The organism is Pseudomonas sp. RU47 (assembly GCF_004011755.1).
In the GTDB taxonomy this organism is placed as follows: Bacteria; Pseudomonadota; Gammaproteobacteria; order Pseudomonadales; family Pseudomonadaceae; genus Aquipseudomonas.
Genome location: NZ_CP022411.1, coordinates 4,025,160 through 4,042,186, shown reverse-complemented (window position 1 = coordinate 4,042,186; position 17,027 = coordinate 4,025,160). Strand labels below are relative to the sequence as shown.

Genomic DNA, 17,027 nt, shown 5'->3' with positions numbered 1-17,027 from the left:
ATCACCCCCCGGTCACTGGCGGGAAAAAAGCGATCTCATCGAAATCTTCAATCACCTGACTCGGCTGACACAGCTCCTGATTCACCGCGCACATCAGGTTGCTGGCACCGAGTACTTCGCGCCACAACTCACCGCGCTGCATCAGCATCTGCCGGACATCTTCAACACTGCCCAAAGCCTCAGTCAGCGGGATTTTTTCACCACCGAGATTGAGCCGGTCACGGTAGCTGGCGAAGTAGTTGATCAGGATCATTGCGCGTCCTCCCATTGAAAGTGGCCGGAGCGTCCGCCCTGTTTGCTGAGCAGGCGGATGTCGCCAATCACCATCGCCCGGTCCACCGCTTTGCACATGTCGTAAATGGTCAGCGCGGCGACGCTGGCGGCAGTCAACGCTTCGAGTTCGACGCCGGTCTGGCCGGTGAGGCGACAGGTGCTGGTGATCTGCACCCGGTCAGGTTCGCAGGCCTTGAGTTCGACGTGAATCGAACTGAGCAACAGCGCATGGCACAGCGGGATCAGTTCATGAGTGCGCTTGGCCGCTTGTATTCCGGCAATCCGCGCCACCGCGAAGACATCGCCTTTCGGATGACCGTTGGCCTGAATCATCTGCAGGGTTTGCGGGCGCATCTGCACCCAGGCTTGCGCGCTGGCTTCGCGGCGGGTCGCGGCTTTATCGCTGACGTCGACCATGTTGGCGCGGCCCTGATCGTCGAGGTGGGTGAGGGTGTGGCTCATGCGGAATACTCCTGGATCGGGCTGTAAATTCGCGGGGCGTTGCGGTGCGGCACATGGATCAGATTGAGTCGATGCTTGAGCGCCCAACGCACGGTCAACGCGGTAGGTGCCGAAAGACTGACGAGGGTGCCGAGGCGCGCACGCACGGCTTTGTGAATCAGTTCGAGGCTGCAACGGCTGGTGACCACGACGAAGCCTTCAGCCGCATCGATGGCGTCGATCTGCATCGCGCCGATCAGCTTGTCGAGGGCGTTGTGGCGGCCGATGTCTTCGCGGCACAGCAGCGCTTCACCGTCGGCGCCGAAGTACAGCGCGGCGTGCAGGGCGCCGCTGCTGCGCGCCAGTTGCTGGGCCTGTTCGATGCGTTGGCGAATGCCGTCGAAATGCTCAGCCGGCGGCAGCGGTGAAGGTTGCAGAATTTGCAGTTGCGGCAACGCCTGTTCCAGCGCTTCGACGCCGCAGATGCCGCAGCCACTGGTGCCGGTCATTTGCCGCCGGTGATCCTTCAAGGCCCAGAACGCCCGGCTGGAAATCTGCACCTCGGCCTGACAGGCCTGATCGAAATGCGTGAGGCGGATGTCGTAGATCTCGTCGACGCTGTCGATGATCGCGTTGCTCAAACTGAAGCCGCGGATGAAGTCTTCGAGGTTGCCGGGCGAGACCATCATCACTGCCTGGCTCAGGCCGTTGTAGCTGATGGCGAGGGCAATTTCCGAGGCCAGCGCTGCGTGGGAGAGGGCGGCATCCGGCAGGTATTCGCGAAACGCCACCTGCGCCGGTTGCGGTGCTGGAGCGTTGGGTTCGCTGGTGGATTCTGTGACGGTTTCGACTTGGCAGAGCATCTTGAAAGTCCCGAGGCGCTGAAGAGTGTTCAGGCTACGGGGGCGTTAAAAATGCGTCCAATCGCTTGTTCCGATGTGGTGATTGCTTTGGTCGATCAATCAGGATTTGTATCGACTGTTCGGGCCTCTTCGCGAGCAGGCTCGCTCCCACAGGGGAATATATTTCAACTGTGGGAGCGAGCCTGCTCGCGAAGGCGGTCTGACATCCAACATCAATTATTCAGCGGGCACTTCTACCCCAAACAACTTCCGCGCCTCGGCAAAACACTTCTCGGCAATCGCCGAGCGCGGTTCGGTCTTGCGCATCACCAGCCCCAGCGGCGCCAGCACACTGGCATCCGGCAACTGCATGAACGACAGGTGCTCGATCGGCTCCTCAAGCCCGCTGTCCAGCGGCATGATCGCGCAGCAGAAGCCTTGGTGAATCGCCTGCAACAGCTGATAGGTCGAATCGCTTTCCATGATCGGCTGTGGACTGAGGCCACGGCTGCGGAAACTCAAATCGATGGATTTACGATAATGCATGCCGGCGGTGATCATCCCCAGCGGCAATTCGGCGGCGTCTTCCCAGCTCATTTCCGAGCCTTCGAAATGGAAATGGCGGTTGTCGTAAAGCAAGCCGACGCGGGTTTCGCCGATCTCGAAAAACTCGAAATAGTTCGGGTTGACGTGATCGAGGTAGCACACGCCGAGATCAAGCTGATTGTTGCCCAGCCCGGCAATGATCTCGTCGGAACTGAGCGACGACAGGCTGAATTTCAGCTCCGGATAAGTGCCGGACAAACCCTGAATGTAATTGACCGGGTTGAAGCTGCTCAGCGGCACCAGACCCAGACGCAGGCTACCGACCAATTGCCCGCGACACGCCGCCGCTTCGGCAAACAAGCCATCGTGTGCCGCCAGCAAGGTGCGCGCCCAGGCCAGCACACGCTCGCCAGCCTGGGTGAAACCTTCAAAGCGCTGGCCACGGTTGACCAGCACCAGATCCAGTTCGTCTTCCAGATTGCGCAGGCGCATCGACAGCGTCGGTTGAGTGATGTGGCAGCGTGCGGCGGCCTGGCCGAAGTGGCGGGTTTCGTCCAGCGCGATCAGGAACTTGAGTTGTTTGATGTCCACGATGGCACCTGCTTGATGAGGATTTTTTGATTGAGTATTGACGCAGATGCGCGAGGCGCACGAAAAGCGCAGGGTGCGACGATCTCATCTGAACGGTTGTTCGTCCAATCGGAAGTGTTTAAGGGACTATCGATCGGCTCTATCAGGCCCGGTTTCACTGGCCCTGAACAACGTGAAAGGCACCGATAGAGGCGGTCGATAATGTGGTTGGCCAGAGTGATTAGACAGTACTCATAAGTGGCACTTAGGCTGCTCGGCAATGTTGATTGACTGCTGCCGGAGAACTGCCATGAGCGCCAAAGCCGATGCCCTGTTTGTCCCCCTGAATATTGCCGTACTGACGGTCAGCGATACGCGCGATTACGCCAGCGATACGTCGGGCCAGTTGCTGGTCAGTCGCTTGCTGGAGGCCGGTCATACGCTGAGCGAGCGCAACCTGCTTAAGGACGATCTGTACAAGATCCGCGCTCAGGTAGCGAACTGGATTGCTGACGAAGGCATTCAAGTGGTGCTGATCACTGGCGGTACCGGGTTTACCGGTCGCGATAGCACGCCGGAGGCTGTGGCCTGCTTGTTCGATAAACAAATCGATGGTTTCGGCGAACTGTTTCGCGCGATCTCGATTCTGGATATCGGTACATCCACCGTGCAAAGCCGTGCGCTGGCCGGACTGTCTAACGGCACGCTGGTGTGCTGTCTGCCAGGTTCGACCGGTGCTTGCCGTACGGCGTGGGAAGGCATTCTTGCCGAGCAGCTGGATAACCGTCATCGCCCGTGCAACTTCGTTCCGCACCTGAAAGCCGTGCAGGCCTGCGGCACTCGCGGATGAGCCGGGCACCGTTGATGCCGGTCGAGGACGCACTCGACCAGTTGCTCGGCATGGCCAATGAGCAACGTCTGGCCGACAGCGAACTGCTGGCGCTCGACGATGCGCGTGGGCGGGTGCTGGCCAGTGATCTGGTGGCGACCCTCGACTTGCCGCCGTGGCCGAACAGCGCCATGGACGGTTACGCGCTCAATCTCGCCGATCTGCACCGACAGCCGCTGCAGGTCTCGCAAAAGGTTTACGCCGGGCTGGCGCCGGACACGTTGCTGCCCGGCACCTGCGCACGGATTTTTACCGGCGCACCGCTGCCGCCCGGCGCCACCTGCGTCGAAATGCAGGAGAACGTCGAAGTGCTGGAGGACGGCCGCGTGCGCTTCTTGCAGCCGCTGAAGGCGGGGCAGAACATCCGCGCGCAAGGTCAGGAAAATCGCGTCGGCGACATCCTGCTGCGCGCCGGCAAGCGCCTTGGGCCGTTCGAGCTGGCGGTCGCCGCCGGGCAAGGGCTGGCGCAACTGCACGTGGTGCGTCGCCCGCGTGTGGCGTTGCTGTCGACCGGTGATGAACTGGTCGAGCCGGGCCAGCCACTGCGCCCCGGCAGCATTTACAACAGCAACCGTGTGTTGCTCGGTCACTGGTTGCGTGAGCTGGGCTGCGAGGTGATCGACGCCGGCATCCTCCCGGATCGTCCGGCGCAAACGCGGCTTAAGCTTGAGCAACTGCAAGTGCGCGCGGATCTGATTCTGACTACGGGCGGCGTGTCTGCCGGTGATGCCGATTGCCTGGGGCAGGTGCTGCGCGACAACGGCAAACCGCTGTTGTGGAAACTCGCGATCAAGCCAGGCAAGCCACTGACGGTCGGGCATTTCGGCACGGTGCCGGTGATTGGTTTGCCGGGCAATCCGACGTCGGCGCTGGTGACGTTCGGGTTGTTGGCGCGGCCGTATCTGCTGCGCGTACAAGGTGTCGAAGACGTCACGCCGCTGAGTTTTACGGTCAACGCGGGCTTCGATTGGCACAAGGCTGGCAGCCGTCGTGAATACCTGCGGGTGAAGCTGGAAGCAGGGCACGCAGTGCTTTATCCCAATCAAAGCTCCGGCGTCCTGCTCGGCGCCACCTGGGCCGATGGCCTGGTGGAAATCCCCGAGCACAGCACGCACAACCTCGGCGATCCGCTGCGCTTCATCCCGTTCAACGAACTCTTCTGACCTCACCACCAATCAAAACTGTGGGAGCGAGCCTGCTCGCGAATGCGAAGTGTCAGTCAACATTGATTTTGGCTGATAGGGCCCCTTCGCGAGCAGGCTCGCTCCCACAATGGCTTTATGGCGCTCATCAATATCCGGGTGTGAATGCAAAACCTGTAGGAGTGAGCCTGCTCGCGATGACGGAGGGTCAGTCGACGAAGATGTTGACTGCACCGGCGCTATCGCGAGCAGGCGAAGGCCTACAATGGTTTTGTGGTGCTCAACAATATCCGCGGTGTACGCAAAACCTGTGGGAGCGAGCCTGCTCGCGAATGCGAAGTGTCAGTCAACATTGATTTTGGCTGATAGGGCCCCTTCGCGAGCAGGCTCGCTCCCACAGGGTTTCGGGGTGTATGGAGAGAAGGATCAGCTCAGCACATAGTCCACCGGCTTCAGCGCCGGCGGTACGTCTGCGCCCAGTTCGCTGAGGATATCGCGTTCGATGGTGCGCACCAGTGCATCGGTGGGCAGGTCGTTTTCATCGCGGCCGAACGGGTCTTCCAGCTCATCGGCAATCGCATCCAGGCCAAAGAACGTGTAGCTGACAATCGCCGTGAACAGCGGCGTCAGCCAGCCCAGCGGTTCCGCCATGGCGAACGGCAGCAGGATGCAGAACAGATAAATCGTCCGGTGCAGCAACAGCGTGTAGGGAAATGGTAGTGGCGTGGTTTTGATCCGTTCACATACCGCTTGCGCCTGGGTCAGGCTGGTCAGGTGATTGGCCAGCAACATGTAGCGCCACTCAGTCAGCTCACCGTTTTGATGCAGATCGGAACACTGCTGGCCGACCGTTTGCAGAATGCGCCCACTGTAATCCGGCGTCTGTGGATCGGGTTTCGGCATGATCCATTGGCTGCTCGCATCGGCCTCGCTTTCCTTGCGTAATCGCGCGTTCAACGCATGGGCGAAGCCGCACAGATTGAGCAGCAACGGTTTACGCTCGGCGGACTCACGAATCACATGGGTTTCGCGAATCACCGAGCGAATGTGCACGACCACCTCGCCCCACGCCTTGCGCGCTTCGTACCAGCGGTCATAACAGGCGTTGTTGCGAAAATTCATGAAGATCGACAGTGATAACCCGAGCAAAGTAAACGGCGTGGCGTTGACCTTGGTGAAGTTGCTTGGATGGAGGATTTCCACCAGCACGATGGCCGAGGCGAGCAGGGTGACCATCAACGTGCGCATGGCAATGCGCTTGGCGATCGAACCCTTGAGGGTGAAGAGAATGGCGAACTGGTTGACCTTGGGTCTGATGATCATGCTGTGCGGTTCCGATAACCGATGAAACTGGCGGGATCAGCCGCCGGTCATGTTCATGAAGCGCACGACCTGAACATCATCGTTCACTTCGAAATTATGCCGATACGGCTTGAGTTTCATCGCCTCGACAATGGCTTTCTCCAGCCGCTGCGGTTGCCCCGGGTGGGCGCGCAGCAGCGCTTTCAGATCCACCGAATGCTCGTTACCCAGACACAGTAGCAGGCGCCCTTCAACGGTGAGGCGTACGCGGTTGCAGGTGCCACAAAAGTTGTGGCTGTGCGGCGAGATAAAGCCCAGACGAATCTCCGGTGCCTCGGCCAGCCGCCAGTAGCGCGACGGGCCTTGCGTCGACTCCGCCGAGTCGATCAGGGTATAGCGTTCGGCAATCTTTTCGCGCACCTGCGCGCTGGAGAAAAACGACTCGGCGCGGCTGTGTTCGCTGATGATCCCCAGCGGCATCTCTTCGATGAAAGAGACGTCGAGCTGACGATCAATGGCGAAGCTGACCAGATCGTTGATCTCTTGATCATTACGGCCCTGCATCACCACCACGTTGAGTTTAGTGCGGGTAAAACCGGCCTTGCGCGCGGCATCGATGCCGTTGATCACCTGCGCCAGATCGCCCGTGCGGGTCATCTGTTTGAAGCGCTGCGGATCAAGGCTGTCGAGGCTGATATTCAGGCGTTTGACCCCGGCGTCGAACATCGGCGCAGCGAGTTTGCCCAGTTGCGAGCCGTTGGTGGTCATGCACAACTCGCGCAGGCCGGGCAGGGCGGCGATCTGCTCGCACAACTTGACCACGCCCGGACGGATCAGCGGCTCGCCACCGGTTAGGCGAATCTTGCGCGTGCCGAGCGCCACAAAGCTCTGTGCCAGTTGATAGATCTCTTCCAGCGTGAGGATTTTTTGCCGTGGCAGGAACTGCATGTCTTCGGCCATGCAATAGACGCAGCGGAAGTCGCAGCGGTCGGTCACCGACATGCGCAGATAGTCGACGCGGCGGTTGTAACCATCGATCAAGACACGCTCTGACATGACAGCCTCGCAGGAATGAAAACCCCGGTTGAAGGAGTTTGGTCAGCGCAGGTTATGGCTAACTTTAAGTGCCGTCCAATCACTGTTAATGAACAGCTGATTGATGCCGTCGATGATGAAGTATTTTTCGCCGAAAGTTGCTGCGTTAGTTTCGCAAAGTCCCGTAAGTAAAGGGTTTTTGACCGTGATAGATGTTTTCGATAAGACGGTCATTAATAGCGATTAGACAACGTTTTGTAACGGTTCATATCCTTGCCCCGGCAAACCCAACGACCGCTTTGCAACCTTGAAAGTCGGCCGTCGCTGTTTAACCGAATCAGGTTCATGCCTGTGTGCATCGTCATGGAGAGTCCCATGTCACAAGTCGACCGTTACAAACCCTACAAAGGCGCCGCTGCCGGTTGGGGCGCTGTTATCAGCCTGACCAAGAGCTGGCTGGGCAGTGAAAACGCCCTGAAAAACATCCGCGCCATGCTCAAGACCAACCAGAACGGCGGCTTCGACTGCCCGGGTTGTGCCTGGGGTGAAGCGCCGGGCGCGAGCATGTTGAAGTTCTGCGAGAACGGCGCGAAAGCGGTGAACTGGGAAGCGACCGGGCGTTTGGTCGACCCGGCGTTCTTCAACAAGTACACGGTGTCGAGCCTGGCCGAGCAGAGCGACTACTGGCTGGAATATCAGGGTCGTCTGACCCACCCGATGCGCTACGACGCGCGGGTCGACCGCTACGTGGAAATCAGCTGGGAAGATGCTTTTGCGCTGATCGCTGATCATCTGAAAAACCTCAAATCGCCGCACGAGGCCGAGTTCTACACCTCCGGTCGTGCGAGCAATGAAGCGGCGTTTCTCTATCAATTGTTCGTCCGTGCGTTCGGCACCAACAACTTCCCCGACTGCTCGAACATGTGCCACGAAGCCAGCGCGGTGAGCATGATCGAAACCCTTGGCGTCGGTAAAGGCACCGTGGTCTACGAGGATCTGCATCACGCCGATGCGATTTTCGTCATCGGCCAGAACCCCGGCACCAATCACCCGCGCATGCTCGAACCGCTGCGTGAAGCGGTGAAACGTGGCGCGCAAGTGGTCTGTATCAATCCGCTGAAAGAGCGTGGCCTGGAGCGTTTCCAGAACCCGCAGAACCCGCTCGAAATGCTCAGCAACGGCTGGGAAGCGACCAACACCGCGTACTTCCGTCCGGCCCTTGGCGGCGACATGGCGATGATTCGCGGCATGGTCAAATTCCTCCTGCAGTGGGAACGCGAAGCTCAGGCAACGGGCGGCGAGCCGGTGTTCGATCATGCGTTCATTGCCGAGCACACCACAGGGCTCGACAGCTATCTGGCTGAAGTCGAGGCGACAAGCTGGGAGCACATTCTCGAGCAGTCTGGCGTGCCGTTGCATGACATCGAACTGGCCGCGCGCATGTATGGCCGCGCCAAAAGCGTGATCATGTGCTGGGCCATGGGCCTGACCCAACACGTGCATTCGGTGGCGACCTTGCAGGAGGTCATCAACCTGCAACTGCTGCGCGGCAACGTCGGCCGTCCGGGCGCAGGTCTGTCGCCGGTTCGTGGCCACAGCAACGTGCAGGGCGACCGCACCATGGGCATCAACGAACTGGCGCCGAAAGACTTGATGGACGCGCTGGAAAAGCGCTTCAACTTCGACGTGCCGCGCATGCACGGGCACAACACGGTGATGGCGATCGGCGCCATGGAACGTGGCGAAGCCAAGGTGTTTATCGGTCTGGGCGGCAACTTTGCCCAAGCCACGCCGGACACCCCGCGCACCCACGCCGCCATGCGCAAACTCGACCTGACCGTGCACATCGCGACCAAGCTCAACCGCAGCCACTTGGTCACCGGTCGCGACGCGCTGATCCTGCCGTGCCTCGGGCGTACCGACATCGATATCCAGGCTGAAGGTCCGCAAGGCGTAACCGTCGAAGACACGTTCAGCATGGTGCATTTGTCGTTCGGTCAGTTGAAGCCGAAGTCGGCGCAGTTGAAATCAGAGCCGGCGATCATTGCCGGGATCGCCGCCGCGACTTTGGGCAAACACCCGATCGATTGGGAGTGGGTGGTGGGCGACTACGGGCGCATCCGCAACCTGATTGCCGATGTGATTCCGGGCTTCGAAAACTTCAATGAAAAACTGCTGATTCCGGGTGGCTTCCACCTCGGCAACGACGCCTCGGATCGGGTCTGGAACACCGCCAGCGGCAAGGCGCAGTTTACGCCGTGCGTGCTGCCAGAGCATCTGATCAGCGAAGGCGTGCGCAACTTGCCGGTGAAACCGCATCTGATTCTGCAAACCATGCGTTCCCACGATCAGTACAACACCACGCTGTACGGCCTCGATGATCGTTATCGCGGGGTTTACGGCATGCGCGATGTGATCTTCGCCAACGAACAGGACATCCAGCGCCTGGGTTTTGAACCGGGGCAGAAGGTTGATCTGGTGGCGCTGTGGGATGACGAGCGTGAGCGTCGGGTCAGCGGTTTTACTTTGATCGCCTACGACATTCCCGCAGGGCAGGCAGCGGCGTATTACCCGGAGACCAATCCGCTAGTGCCGCTGGAAAGCTACGGCGACCGGACCTACACGCCGACTTCCAAATTTGTGGCGATCCGCCTCGAAGCCGCGAAGGTCAGCAACCTGATCCCGTCGTCGGTGGCGTAATCCGCAACCTATAAAAACCATAGCAATTTGACTGGCTGCAGGCGTTCGTGCCTGGCGGTGGCCCGGGTTCGTGCTGCCGCTTTTCAGCCCTGATGAGGACATCATCATGTTCAATCTGGAGGCACTGGACCTGGCGCGAATTCAATTCGCGTTCACGGTTTCGTTCCACATTATTTTCCCGGCGATCACCATTGGTCTGGCGAGTTTCCTTGCGGTACTCGAAGGCCTGTGGCTGAAAACCCGCAACGACACCTACCGCGATCTCTACCATTTCTGGTCGAAGATTTTCGCGGTCAACTTTGGCATGGGCGTGGTGTCGGGGCTGGTCATGGCGTACCAGTTCGGCACCAACTGGAGCGGCTTCTCGGATTTTGCCGGGAGCATCACCGGGCCGCTTTTGACCTATGAAGTGCTGACCGCATTCTTCCTCGAGGCCGGGTTCCTCGGGGTGATGCTGTTTGGTTGGAACCGCGTCGGCCGGGGCTTGCACTTCTTCGCCACGGTGATGGTCGCGATCGGTACGTTGATTTCGACCTTCTGGATTCTTGCGTCGAACAGCTGGATGCAGACGCCGCAGGGCTTTGAGATCGTCGACGGGCGGGTGATGCCGCTGGACTGGCTGGCCATTGTATTCAACCCGTCATTCCCGTTCCGTCTGGCGCACATGGCGATAGCCGCGTTCGTGGCGACGTCATTCTTCGTTGGCGCGTCGGCTGCCTGGCATTTGCTGCGCGGCAATAACACGGCGCCGGTGCGCAAGATGTTTTCCATGGCGTTGTGGATGGCGTTGATTGTTGCGCCGATTCAGGCAGTGGTCGGTGACGCCCATGGCTTGAATACGCTGGAACATCAACCGGCGAAGATCGCGGCCATCGAAGGGCACTGGGAAAACGCCGACAACGGTCCGACGCCGCTGGTGCTGTTTGGTATTCCTGATATGGACGCGGAGAAGACCAGGTATGCGTTGGAGATTCCGTACCTCGGCAGCCTGATCCTCACCCACAGCCTCGACAAGCAGATCCCGGCGCTGAAGAGCTTCCCGAAAGAGGACCGGCCGAATTCGACCGTGATCTTCTGGAGCTTTCGCGTCATGGCGGGGTTGGGGATGTTGATGATTCTCGTTGGTTTGCTCGGTCTGGCGTTGCGCCGTGGCGGCAAGCTTTACCGGCATCGCGGCTTCCAGCGTCTTGTGTTGTTGATGGGGCCGAGCGGCTTGATTGCGCTGCTGGCCGGTTGGATCACCACGGAAGTCGGGCGTCAGCCGTGGGTGGTGTATGGCTTGCTGCGCACCCACGATGCCGCGTCGCATCACTCGGTGGCGCAGATGAGTACGTCGCTGGCGCTGTTCGTGGTGATCTATTTCACGGTGTTCAGCGTGGGCATCGGCTACATGATGAAACTGGTGAAAAAAGGCCCGCAGCCGCACCACGAACATCCGCCTGAGGGCGATGAATTGCAGACGCCGCGTCGACCGATTTCGGCGGCTATCGCCCCTATGAAGGAGCATTGAGTTATGGCTATTCAGGGTATCGATCTCTCGTTGATCTGGGGAGTGATCATCGCCTTCGGGGTGATGATGTACGTGATCATGGACGGCTTCGATCTGGGGCTGGGGATCCTGTTTCCGCTGATCCCGGATGAGCAGGAACGCGATGTGATGATGAACACCGTCGCGCCGGTCTGGGACGGTAACGAGACGTGGTTGGTGCTCGGTGGCGCGGCGTTGTATGGCGCGTTTCCGCTGGCGTACGGGGTGATTCTCGAGGCGCTGTATCTGCCGTTGATCCTGATGCTTTGCGGGTTGATTTTCCGCGGTGTGGCGTTCGAGTTTCGCTTCAAGTCGTCGCCGCAAAAGCGTCATTGGTGGGATAAGGCGTTTATCGGTGGTTCGCTGCTGGCGACGTTCGCCCAAGGCGTGGTGATCGGCGCGTATGTGTCCGGGATTCCGGTGGTCGATCGGCAATTTGCCGGTGGCGGTCTGGACTGGTTGGCGCCGTTTCCGCTGGTGTGTGGCGTGGGCCTGGTGATCGCGTATGCCTTGCTCGGCAGCACCTGGTTGCTGGTCAAGACCGAGGGCATGCTGGAATCGCGGATGCGCCTGTTCACCCGGCCGCTGGCCTTGCTGTTGATGGCGATGGTGTTGGTGATTGGCGTGTGGACCCTGCAACTGCATCCGGAACTGGCGGCGCGTTGGTCGACGCACGGGCATCTGCAGGTGTTCGCCGGGTTGGTGGTGTTGGCGTTGCTGTCGCTGTTCGGGCTTTTGCGCACGTTGCGTCAGCGGCATACGCACTGGCCGTTCGTGTTCACGCTGGTGCTGATGCTGCTCGGTTACATCGGCCTGGCGCTGAGCATCTGGCCGAACATCATCCCGCCGTCGGTGAGCATCTGGGCCGCCGCGTCACCACCGTCGAGCCAGTTGTTCGCGCTGATCGGCGCACTGTTCATCCTGCCGGTGATCCTGATGTACACCTTCTGGAGCTACTACGTATTCCGCGGCAAAGTGAGGATTGGCGATGGCTACCATTGATTCGCGAGAAGTGAAATCCAGCCGCTGGTACAAGCGTCTGGGCTGGCTGTTGTTGATCTGGCTGGGCAGCGTGGTGTCGCTGGCGGTGGTCGCCAGTCTGCTGAAACTGGCGATGTATGCGGCGGGGATGAGGACCCATTGACCCCAAAAAAACCGGAGCCTGGCTCCGGTTTTTTATTGCCGCCGATCTTGAGGTCACTGACTACCCCCTGTAGGCCTTCGCCTGCTCGCGGTAGCGGTGGATCAGTCAATGTAGATATTGACTGTGCCGGCCTCATCGCGAGCAGGCTCACTCCTACAAGGATTTGTGGTAGCTGGAGAATATGTAAACACCGCCGAACCCTGTGGGAGCGAGCCTGCTCGCGAAGGCGTCAGGTCAGACAACATCGGTGTTGAGTGTAATGGCCTCTTCGCGAGCAGGCTCGCTCCCACATTTGATCTCGGTTCGGCCGAAGATCTAATGATCAACCCTATCCCCTGTGGGAGCGAGCCTGCTCGCGAAGGCGATAGCTCAGACAACGTTGATGTTGACTGTAAAGGCCTCTTCGCGAGCAGGCTCGCTCCCACAGGTATTGTGGCGTTTTTGCGATTGGGCTTACTGGGCGCCGAACATGGCGGTCCAGTAAATGCCGGCACTGCTTTTCGGATCGGTCGCGTAGGCTGCGCCGAGTTCCTGGTATTGCGGGTTCATCAGGTTGGCGCAGTGGCCGGGGCTGGCGAGCCAGCCTTCGACGACTTTGTGCACGGTGTCTTGCCCGGCGGCGATGTTTTCGCCGACCTGTTGGCCGCTGTAACCGGCGAGTTCCGCGCGATCGCCGGGGGTGCGACCGTCGCGGTCCTTGTGGTCGAAGTAATTGTTGTTGGCCATGTCGCGGCTGTGATCCTGGGAGATCGTGCCCAGTGTCGTGTTCCAGGCCAGCGGTGCGGCAGCGGCGAAAGCCTGACCCCCACACTGTCGTGCCTGACTGCGGGCGACGTTGAGTTCACTCAGCAATTTCTGCCCCTCACTTTGCGCATCCCCCAGCTTGGCCGACAGCAGCGGCCGCGCCAGCACGATGCGCCAGTCACGGTCGTCGCGGCTGACACCAACATCGACAAACTGCGGATCGAGCACCACCTGACAGAAACTTTCTTTGATCGCCTGCATCGCCGACGCCGCATCACGTGGGCCGTTGAGCGTGATCGCCTGCACATTGACCATCGGATAACTGGCGCTGGCCATGGCTTGCTGAAGATCGACAGCACCGGTGGCGCGTAATCTCAGCCGTGGATCAGCCGACAGCGGCGGCAGTTCATTCGACGCCTGCGACCCGCAACGCTGCGGTTGGCTGCGGTAGGTGTTGATCGACTCGATCAACTGCGACTCATCGCCGGCCAGCGCCGGAATGGCAAACACAACGCCCACGGACAACGCGGCACAACGCAAAACGAATGGCATGAAGCGCATGGAAATCTCCCTTGAGCTGAATGCGCCCATGATGCGCGAAAGGCCCCCGGTGAGTGCAATGTCTTTTTTCTTCATTCAGTGGATTTTCTGCGCAACTTTGCCTCTGTATTTGCCGTCTACACTCACCGAAGGCCCCGGAAACCGGGTGTCTCCCCGACGTAACACCTTGCCCGACTCGGGCGCTGCCGGAAGAACAGACATGGGATTGAAAGGCTGGGCTGGTTGTCTTGTATTGACCCTGTTGGCAGGCTCCGTGTGGGCCACCGATCAGGCCCCGATCAAAGCGAAGGCTGAAGAGAAAGCCCAAGTGCTGGAAGAGAAAGCAGCGGACAAAATCAGCGCCGCACCAGCACCGAAAGCCGAGGCCATCACCCCGACCGAAGTGCAGGCAGTCGACCCGGCCGGCGCGGCGCCGCTGGACGATCCGATCACCTGTCTGGCGCGCAGTATCTATTGGGAAGCCAAGGGAAAGGACACGCCGGAAATGGAAGCCGTGTCCAGTGTGGTGATGAATCGCCTCGGCCACGAAGGCTTTCCCGACACGGTGTGCGCTGTCGTCAAACAAGGTTCGGAAACCAAGAGCTGCCAGTTTTCCTGGTGGTGCGACGGGCGTCCGGATCAGGTCAAGGAAGATGCCGAATACACGCTGGCCAAGGATATCGCCCGCAAAGCGCTGAACCGCCAGCTCAAGGATCGCACCAACGGCGCGCTGTATTTCCACGACCGCAACGTGCATCCGAGCTGGGCCAAGGAGTACCGCAAGACCGCCGAAACGAAAAAATTCCTCTTCTACAAACCTGCCGGTGGCGACGCGCGTTAAGCGCAGACCTGCCGCACACACTCGCGCAACCAGCGATGCGCCGGATCGGCATCCATGCGCGGATGCCAGAGCATCGACACACTGATGGCCGGCATCGCGAAGGGCAGGGCGAAACTGTGCAGGCCCGTGCGCAGTTTGCTGGTATGACGTTGCGGGACCGTGGCGATCAGGTCTGATTCACGCACCAGCGTCAGTGCCGCCGAGAAACCGCCGAATGAGGTGACGATGTCCCGCGTCAGCCCTAGCGCGAGTAACGCTTCGTCGACCGGGCCACTGCTGCGTCCGCGCCGTGAAATGAGAATGTGCTCGCCGCCGGCAAAGCGCTTGCCAGTGATTTTTCCCGTGCTTAAGGGATGCCCCTCACGCACCACACCGATCCACTGATCCTGAAACAGGATGCGACTGTGCAGCGTCGGGTCGGTGCTGTCATCGACCACGCCGGTTTCCAGATCGACACGGCCTTCGCGCAACGGCGTGCTGTCCTTGTCGGCTTTCTGCACAAAACGCAGGCGTACGTCGGGCGCCTCTTCGGCGATACGGGCGAGCAGGGCGGCGGCGAAGGTTTCGACGAAGCCGTCGGTGTTGCGCAAGGTAAAGGTGCGTTGCAAGCGGCCGGGATCGAGCACTTCGGCAGGCCGTAACACCGCCTCGGCGTCCTGCACCAGATGACTGACCCGTTCGCGTAATTCCAATGCGCGGGGTGTTGGCACCAAACCTCGGCCCGCTCGCACCAATAACGGATCGCCCGTGGTTTCGCGCAGACGGGCGAGGGCGCGGCTCATGGCTGACGGGCTCAACCGCAGGCATTTGGCGGCGCGGGCGACGCTGCCTTCACGCAGTAACACGTCGAGGGTGATCAGCAGGTTCAGATCCGGAGTGCTCATGACATGGCGTTCCGTGCAGGTATCGAGTGCAAAGCATGCGTCTTGCGCCGTGTCTTGTCGAGGCTCAGGCTATGGCAGATCTCTTTTGCGCTGCGAGCCTCCCATGTCCCGAGACCCCCTGAGCACTCCCGCCCGCTGGGCGCTGACCAGCCTGGCCTTGTCGATGTTGATGCCGTCACTGGACACCAGCATTGCCAACGCCGGGTTGCCGATCCTCGCGACCGCATTCGAGGCGACGTTTCAGCAAGTGCAATGGATCGTGCTCGCTTACCTGCTGGCAATCACCACTTTGATTGTCAGCGTCGGACGTCTGGGCGATGGTTTTGGACGGCGGCGATTGCTGCTGATCGGGATCGGCATTTTCACCAGCGCTTCGTTGGCTTGCGCATTGGCTCCGGGACTCGGTTGGCTGATTGGCGCACGGGCGGTGCAAGGTGTTGGCGCGGCGATCATGTTCGCCTTGACGGTGGCGCTGGTGTCAGAAGCGGTGCCCAAATCGCGGGCGGGCAGTGCGATGGGCTTGCTGGCAACGATGTCGGCGACGGGCACCAGTCTTGGGCCGTCGCTGGGCGGGTTGTTGATGACGCATGGCGGCTGGCAGGCGATTTTTCTGCTCAACGTGCCGTTGGGCTTGCTCAATATTTGGCTGGTGTACCGATTTTTGCCAGCGGATCGGGCCGCCGGACCGCGAGTCGCGTTCGATTATTCTGGCAGCGTGGTGCTGGTGTTGACGCTGGCGGCCTATGCGCTGGCAATGACCCTTGAAGGTTTCACCGCGCCGTTGCTGTTGGCCAGCCTGTGCGGCGCAGGATTGTTCATCGTGGTCGAGATGAAGGCCAAGTCGCCGCTGATTCGTTTGTCGCTGTTCAGCGACGCGCGACTGAGCAGCAGCCTGACGCTGACGTTGCTGGTGACGACGGTGATGATGACCACGCTGGTGGTCGGTCCGTTTTACCTGCACCGGGGTTTGGGTCTCAGCAGCACAATGGTCGGAGTAGCGTTATCGATCGGACCGTTGTTGTCCGCAATGAGTGGGGTACCGGCGGGACGTTTGGTAGATCGCTTCGGCGCGCGACGGATTGTGCCGGGCGCGTTGCTCGGGATGGCCGGCGGTTGCAGCTTGCTGGCACTCCTGCCCATGAGTATGGGACTGCCCGCGTACGTACTGCCGATCATGGTGATAGCTATCGGTTACGCGTTGTTCCAGGCGGCCAACAACACCGGATTGATGGCTGGGGTCAGTCAGGAGCAGCGTGGCGTGGTTTCGGCGATGCTCGGGCTGGCGCGCAACCTTGGGTTGATCACCGGCGCGGCGGTGATGGGCGCGGTGTTTGCGCTGGCGGCGGGGGATCCGACACAGGCGCCTGCAACGGCGATTGCCAGCGGATTGCACATCACTTTTGGCGTCGCGGTGGCGTTGATGCTCATGGCGTTGATCATCAGCCGAGCGCAGTTCAACGGTGGGAGCGAGCCTGCTCGCGAAGAGGCCCGCACAACCAACATCTCCAGTGACTGACACACCGCTTTCGCGAGCAGGCTCGCTCCCCCAGGGGAGCGGGTTGGTCAGTAGATCTTCGGCCGAACCGAGATCAAGTGTGGGAATGGT

General features: G+C 60.3%; 16 protein-coding genes. 8 read left to right on the top strand and 8 right to left on the bottom strand.

Annotation, left to right across the window (positions count from 1 at the left end):
- Window position 1: 1 nt before the first annotated feature.
- From CCX46_RS18245 to CCX46_RS18230, 4 genes are all read right to left on the bottom strand, one after another.
- Window positions 2–253 (bottom strand): MoaD/ThiS family protein, encoded by a 252-nt coding sequence (locus tag CCX46_RS18245; protein WP_093440717.1) that lies wholly within the window; start codon window positions 251–253, stop codon window positions 2–4.
- Window positions 250–735, bottom strand: coding sequence for a cyclic pyranopterin monophosphate synthase MoaC (moaC, locus tag CCX46_RS18240; protein ID WP_127928660.1), 486 nt, complete (start codon window positions 733–735; stop codon window positions 250–252). Before moaC ends, CCX46_RS18245 begins: the two co-directional genes overlap by 4 nt.
- Window positions 732–1,577: a formate dehydrogenase accessory sulfurtransferase FdhD gene (gene fdhD / locus CCX46_RS18235; RefSeq protein ID WP_127928658.1), complete on the bottom strand. Its 846-nt coding sequence runs from the start codon at window positions 1,575–1,577 to the stop codon at window positions 732–734. Before fdhD ends, moaC begins: the two co-directional genes overlap by 4 nt.
- Window positions 1,578–1,793: 216 nt before the next feature.
- A complete protein-coding gene (locus CCX46_RS18230) occupies window positions 1,794–2,693 on the bottom strand; it encodes a LysR family transcriptional regulator (RefSeq protein WP_095124581.1) in 900 nt (299 codons plus the stop codon).
- Window positions 2,694–2,982: 289 nt separating this feature from the next.
- Here CCX46_RS18230 and moaB point away from each other — a divergent pair, with 289 nt between their 5' ends.
- Together moaB and CCX46_RS18220 are read left to right on the top strand one after the other, a co-directional pair.
- A complete protein-coding gene (gene moaB / locus CCX46_RS18225; RefSeq protein ID WP_095124582.1) occupies window positions 2,983–3,522 on the top strand; it encodes a molybdenum cofactor biosynthesis protein B in 540 nt (179 codons plus the stop codon).
- Entirely contained in the window at window positions 3,519–4,724 is a 1,206-nt protein-coding gene (locus CCX46_RS18220; RefSeq protein WP_127928656.1) for a molybdopterin molybdotransferase MoeA, read from the top strand. The genes moaB and CCX46_RS18220 overlap by 4 nt, the downstream gene beginning before the upstream one ends.
- Before the next feature lie 405 nt (window positions 4,725–5,129).
- Here CCX46_RS18220 and CCX46_RS18215 read toward each other — a convergent pair whose 3' ends face one another.
- A complete protein-coding gene (locus CCX46_RS18215) occupies window positions 5,130–6,026 on the bottom strand; it encodes a bestrophin family protein (protein WP_127928654.1) in 897 nt (298 codons plus the stop codon).
- A gap of 36 nt (window positions 6,027–6,062) precedes the next feature.
- Complete coding sequence (gene moaA, locus CCX46_RS18210; protein ID WP_127928652.1) at window positions 6,063–7,061, bottom strand: GTP 3',8-cyclase MoaA; 999 nt, start codon at window positions 7,059–7,061, stop codon at window positions 6,063–6,065.
- Window positions 7,062–7,415: 354 nt separating this feature from the next.
- Here moaA and CCX46_RS18205 point away from each other — a divergent pair, with 354 nt between their 5' ends.
- From CCX46_RS18205 to CCX46_RS18190, 4 genes are all read left to right on the top strand, one after another.
- Window positions 7,416–9,740: an FdhF/YdeP family oxidoreductase gene (locus CCX46_RS18205; RefSeq protein WP_095118383.1), complete on the top strand. Its 2,325-nt coding sequence runs from the start codon at window positions 7,416–7,418 to the stop codon at window positions 9,738–9,740.
- 106 nt (window positions 9,741–9,846) lie between these two features.
- Window positions 9,847–11,250 (top strand): cytochrome ubiquinol oxidase subunit I, encoded by a 1,404-nt coding sequence (locus CCX46_RS18200; protein WP_127928650.1) that lies wholly within the window; start codon window positions 9,847–9,849, stop codon window positions 11,248–11,250.
- A 3-nt stretch (window positions 11,251–11,253) separates the two neighbouring features.
- The gene (gene cydB, locus CCX46_RS18195; RefSeq protein WP_127928648.1) at window positions 11,254–12,270 is read left to right on the top strand and encodes a cytochrome d ubiquinol oxidase subunit II; all 1,017 of its coding nucleotides are present in this window, start codon (window positions 11,254–11,256) and stop codon (window positions 12,268–12,270) included.
- Complete coding sequence (locus tag CCX46_RS18190; protein ID WP_081265204.1) at window positions 12,257–12,412, top strand: DUF2474 domain-containing protein; 156 nt, start codon at window positions 12,257–12,259, stop codon at window positions 12,410–12,412. The genes cydB and CCX46_RS18190 overlap by 14 nt, the downstream gene beginning before the upstream one ends.
- Before the next feature lie 453 nt (window positions 12,413–12,865).
- Here CCX46_RS18190 and CCX46_RS18185 read toward each other — a convergent pair whose 3' ends face one another.
- Window positions 12,866–13,708 carry a CAP domain-containing protein gene (locus CCX46_RS18185; RefSeq protein ID WP_412072419.1) on the bottom strand — a complete coding sequence of 281 codons (843 nt, stop codon included), beginning with the start codon at window positions 13,706–13,708 and terminating at the stop codon, window positions 12,866–12,868.
- 208 nt (window positions 13,709–13,916) lie between these two features.
- On the opposite strand from CCX46_RS18185, the gene CCX46_RS18180 reads away from it, so the two are divergent.
- Complete coding sequence (locus CCX46_RS18180; RefSeq protein WP_127928644.1) at window positions 13,917–14,537, top strand: cell wall hydrolase; 621 nt, start codon at window positions 13,917–13,919, stop codon at window positions 14,535–14,537.
- Here the strand turns inward: CCX46_RS18180 and CCX46_RS18175 are convergent.
- The gene (locus CCX46_RS18175) at window positions 14,534–15,421 is read right to left on the bottom strand and encodes a LysR family transcriptional regulator (RefSeq protein ID WP_127928642.1); all 888 of its coding nucleotides are present in this window, start codon (window positions 15,419–15,421) and stop codon (window positions 14,534–14,536) included. The genes CCX46_RS18180 and CCX46_RS18175 overlap by 4 nt on opposite strands.
- A 103-nt stretch (window positions 15,422–15,524) precedes the next feature.
- On the opposite strand from CCX46_RS18175, the gene CCX46_RS18170 reads away from it, so the two are divergent.
- A complete protein-coding gene (locus CCX46_RS18170) occupies window positions 15,525–16,937 on the top strand; it encodes an MFS transporter (RefSeq protein ID WP_127928640.1) in 1,413 nt (470 codons plus the stop codon).
- Window positions 16,938–17,027: the final 90 nt, after the last annotated feature.

Coding starts and splice junctions, on each gene's coding strand:
- moaC (WP_127928660.1), bottom strand. CDS start 735: ATGAGCCACACCCTCACCCACCTCGACGATCAGGGCCGCGCCAACATG.
- CCX46_RS18200 (WP_127928650.1), top strand. CDS start 9,847: ATGTTCAATCTGGAGGCACTGGACCTGGCGCGAATTCAATTCGCGTTC.
- CCX46_RS18190 (WP_081265204.1), top strand. CDS start 12,257: ATGGCTACCATTGATTCGCGAGAAGTGAAATCCAGCCGCTGGTACAAG.
- CCX46_RS18180 (WP_127928644.1), top strand. CDS start 13,917: ATGGGATTGAAAGGCTGGGCTGGTTGTCTTGTATTGACCCTGTTGGCA.
- moaA (WP_127928652.1), bottom strand. CDS start 7,061: ATGTCAGAGCGTGTCTTGATCGATGGTTACAACCGCCGCGTCGACTAT.
- moaB (WP_095124582.1), top strand. CDS start 2,983: ATGAGCGCCAAAGCCGATGCCCTGTTTGTCCCCCTGAATATTGCCGTA.
- CCX46_RS18175 (WP_127928642.1), bottom strand. CDS start 15,421: ATGAGCACTCCGGATCTGAACCTGCTGATCACCCTCGACGTGTTACTG.
- CCX46_RS18245 (WP_093440717.1), bottom strand. CDS start 253: ATGATCCTGATCAACTACTTCGCCAGCTACCGTGACCGGCTCAATCTC.
- cydB (WP_127928648.1), top strand. CDS start 11,254: ATGGCTATTCAGGGTATCGATCTCTCGTTGATCTGGGGAGTGATCATC.
- CCX46_RS18205 (WP_095118383.1), top strand. CDS start 7,416: ATGTCACAAGTCGACCGTTACAAACCCTACAAAGGCGCCGCTGCCGGT.
- CCX46_RS18170 (WP_127928640.1), top strand. CDS start 15,525: ATGTCCCGAGACCCCCTGAGCACTCCCGCCCGCTGGGCGCTGACCAGC.
- fdhD (WP_127928658.1), bottom strand. CDS start 1,577: ATGCTCTGCCAAGTCGAAACCGTCACAGAATCCACCAGCGAACCCAAC.
- CCX46_RS18220 (WP_127928656.1), top strand. CDS start 3,519: ATGAGCCGGGCACCGTTGATGCCGGTCGAGGACGCACTCGACCAGTTG.
- CCX46_RS18215 (WP_127928654.1), bottom strand. CDS start 6,026: ATGATCATCAGACCCAAGGTCAACCAGTTCGCCATTCTCTTCACCCTC.
- CCX46_RS18185 (WP_412072419.1), bottom strand. CDS start 13,708: ATGCCATTCGTTTTGCGTTGTGCCGCGTTGTCCGTGGGCGTTGTGTTT.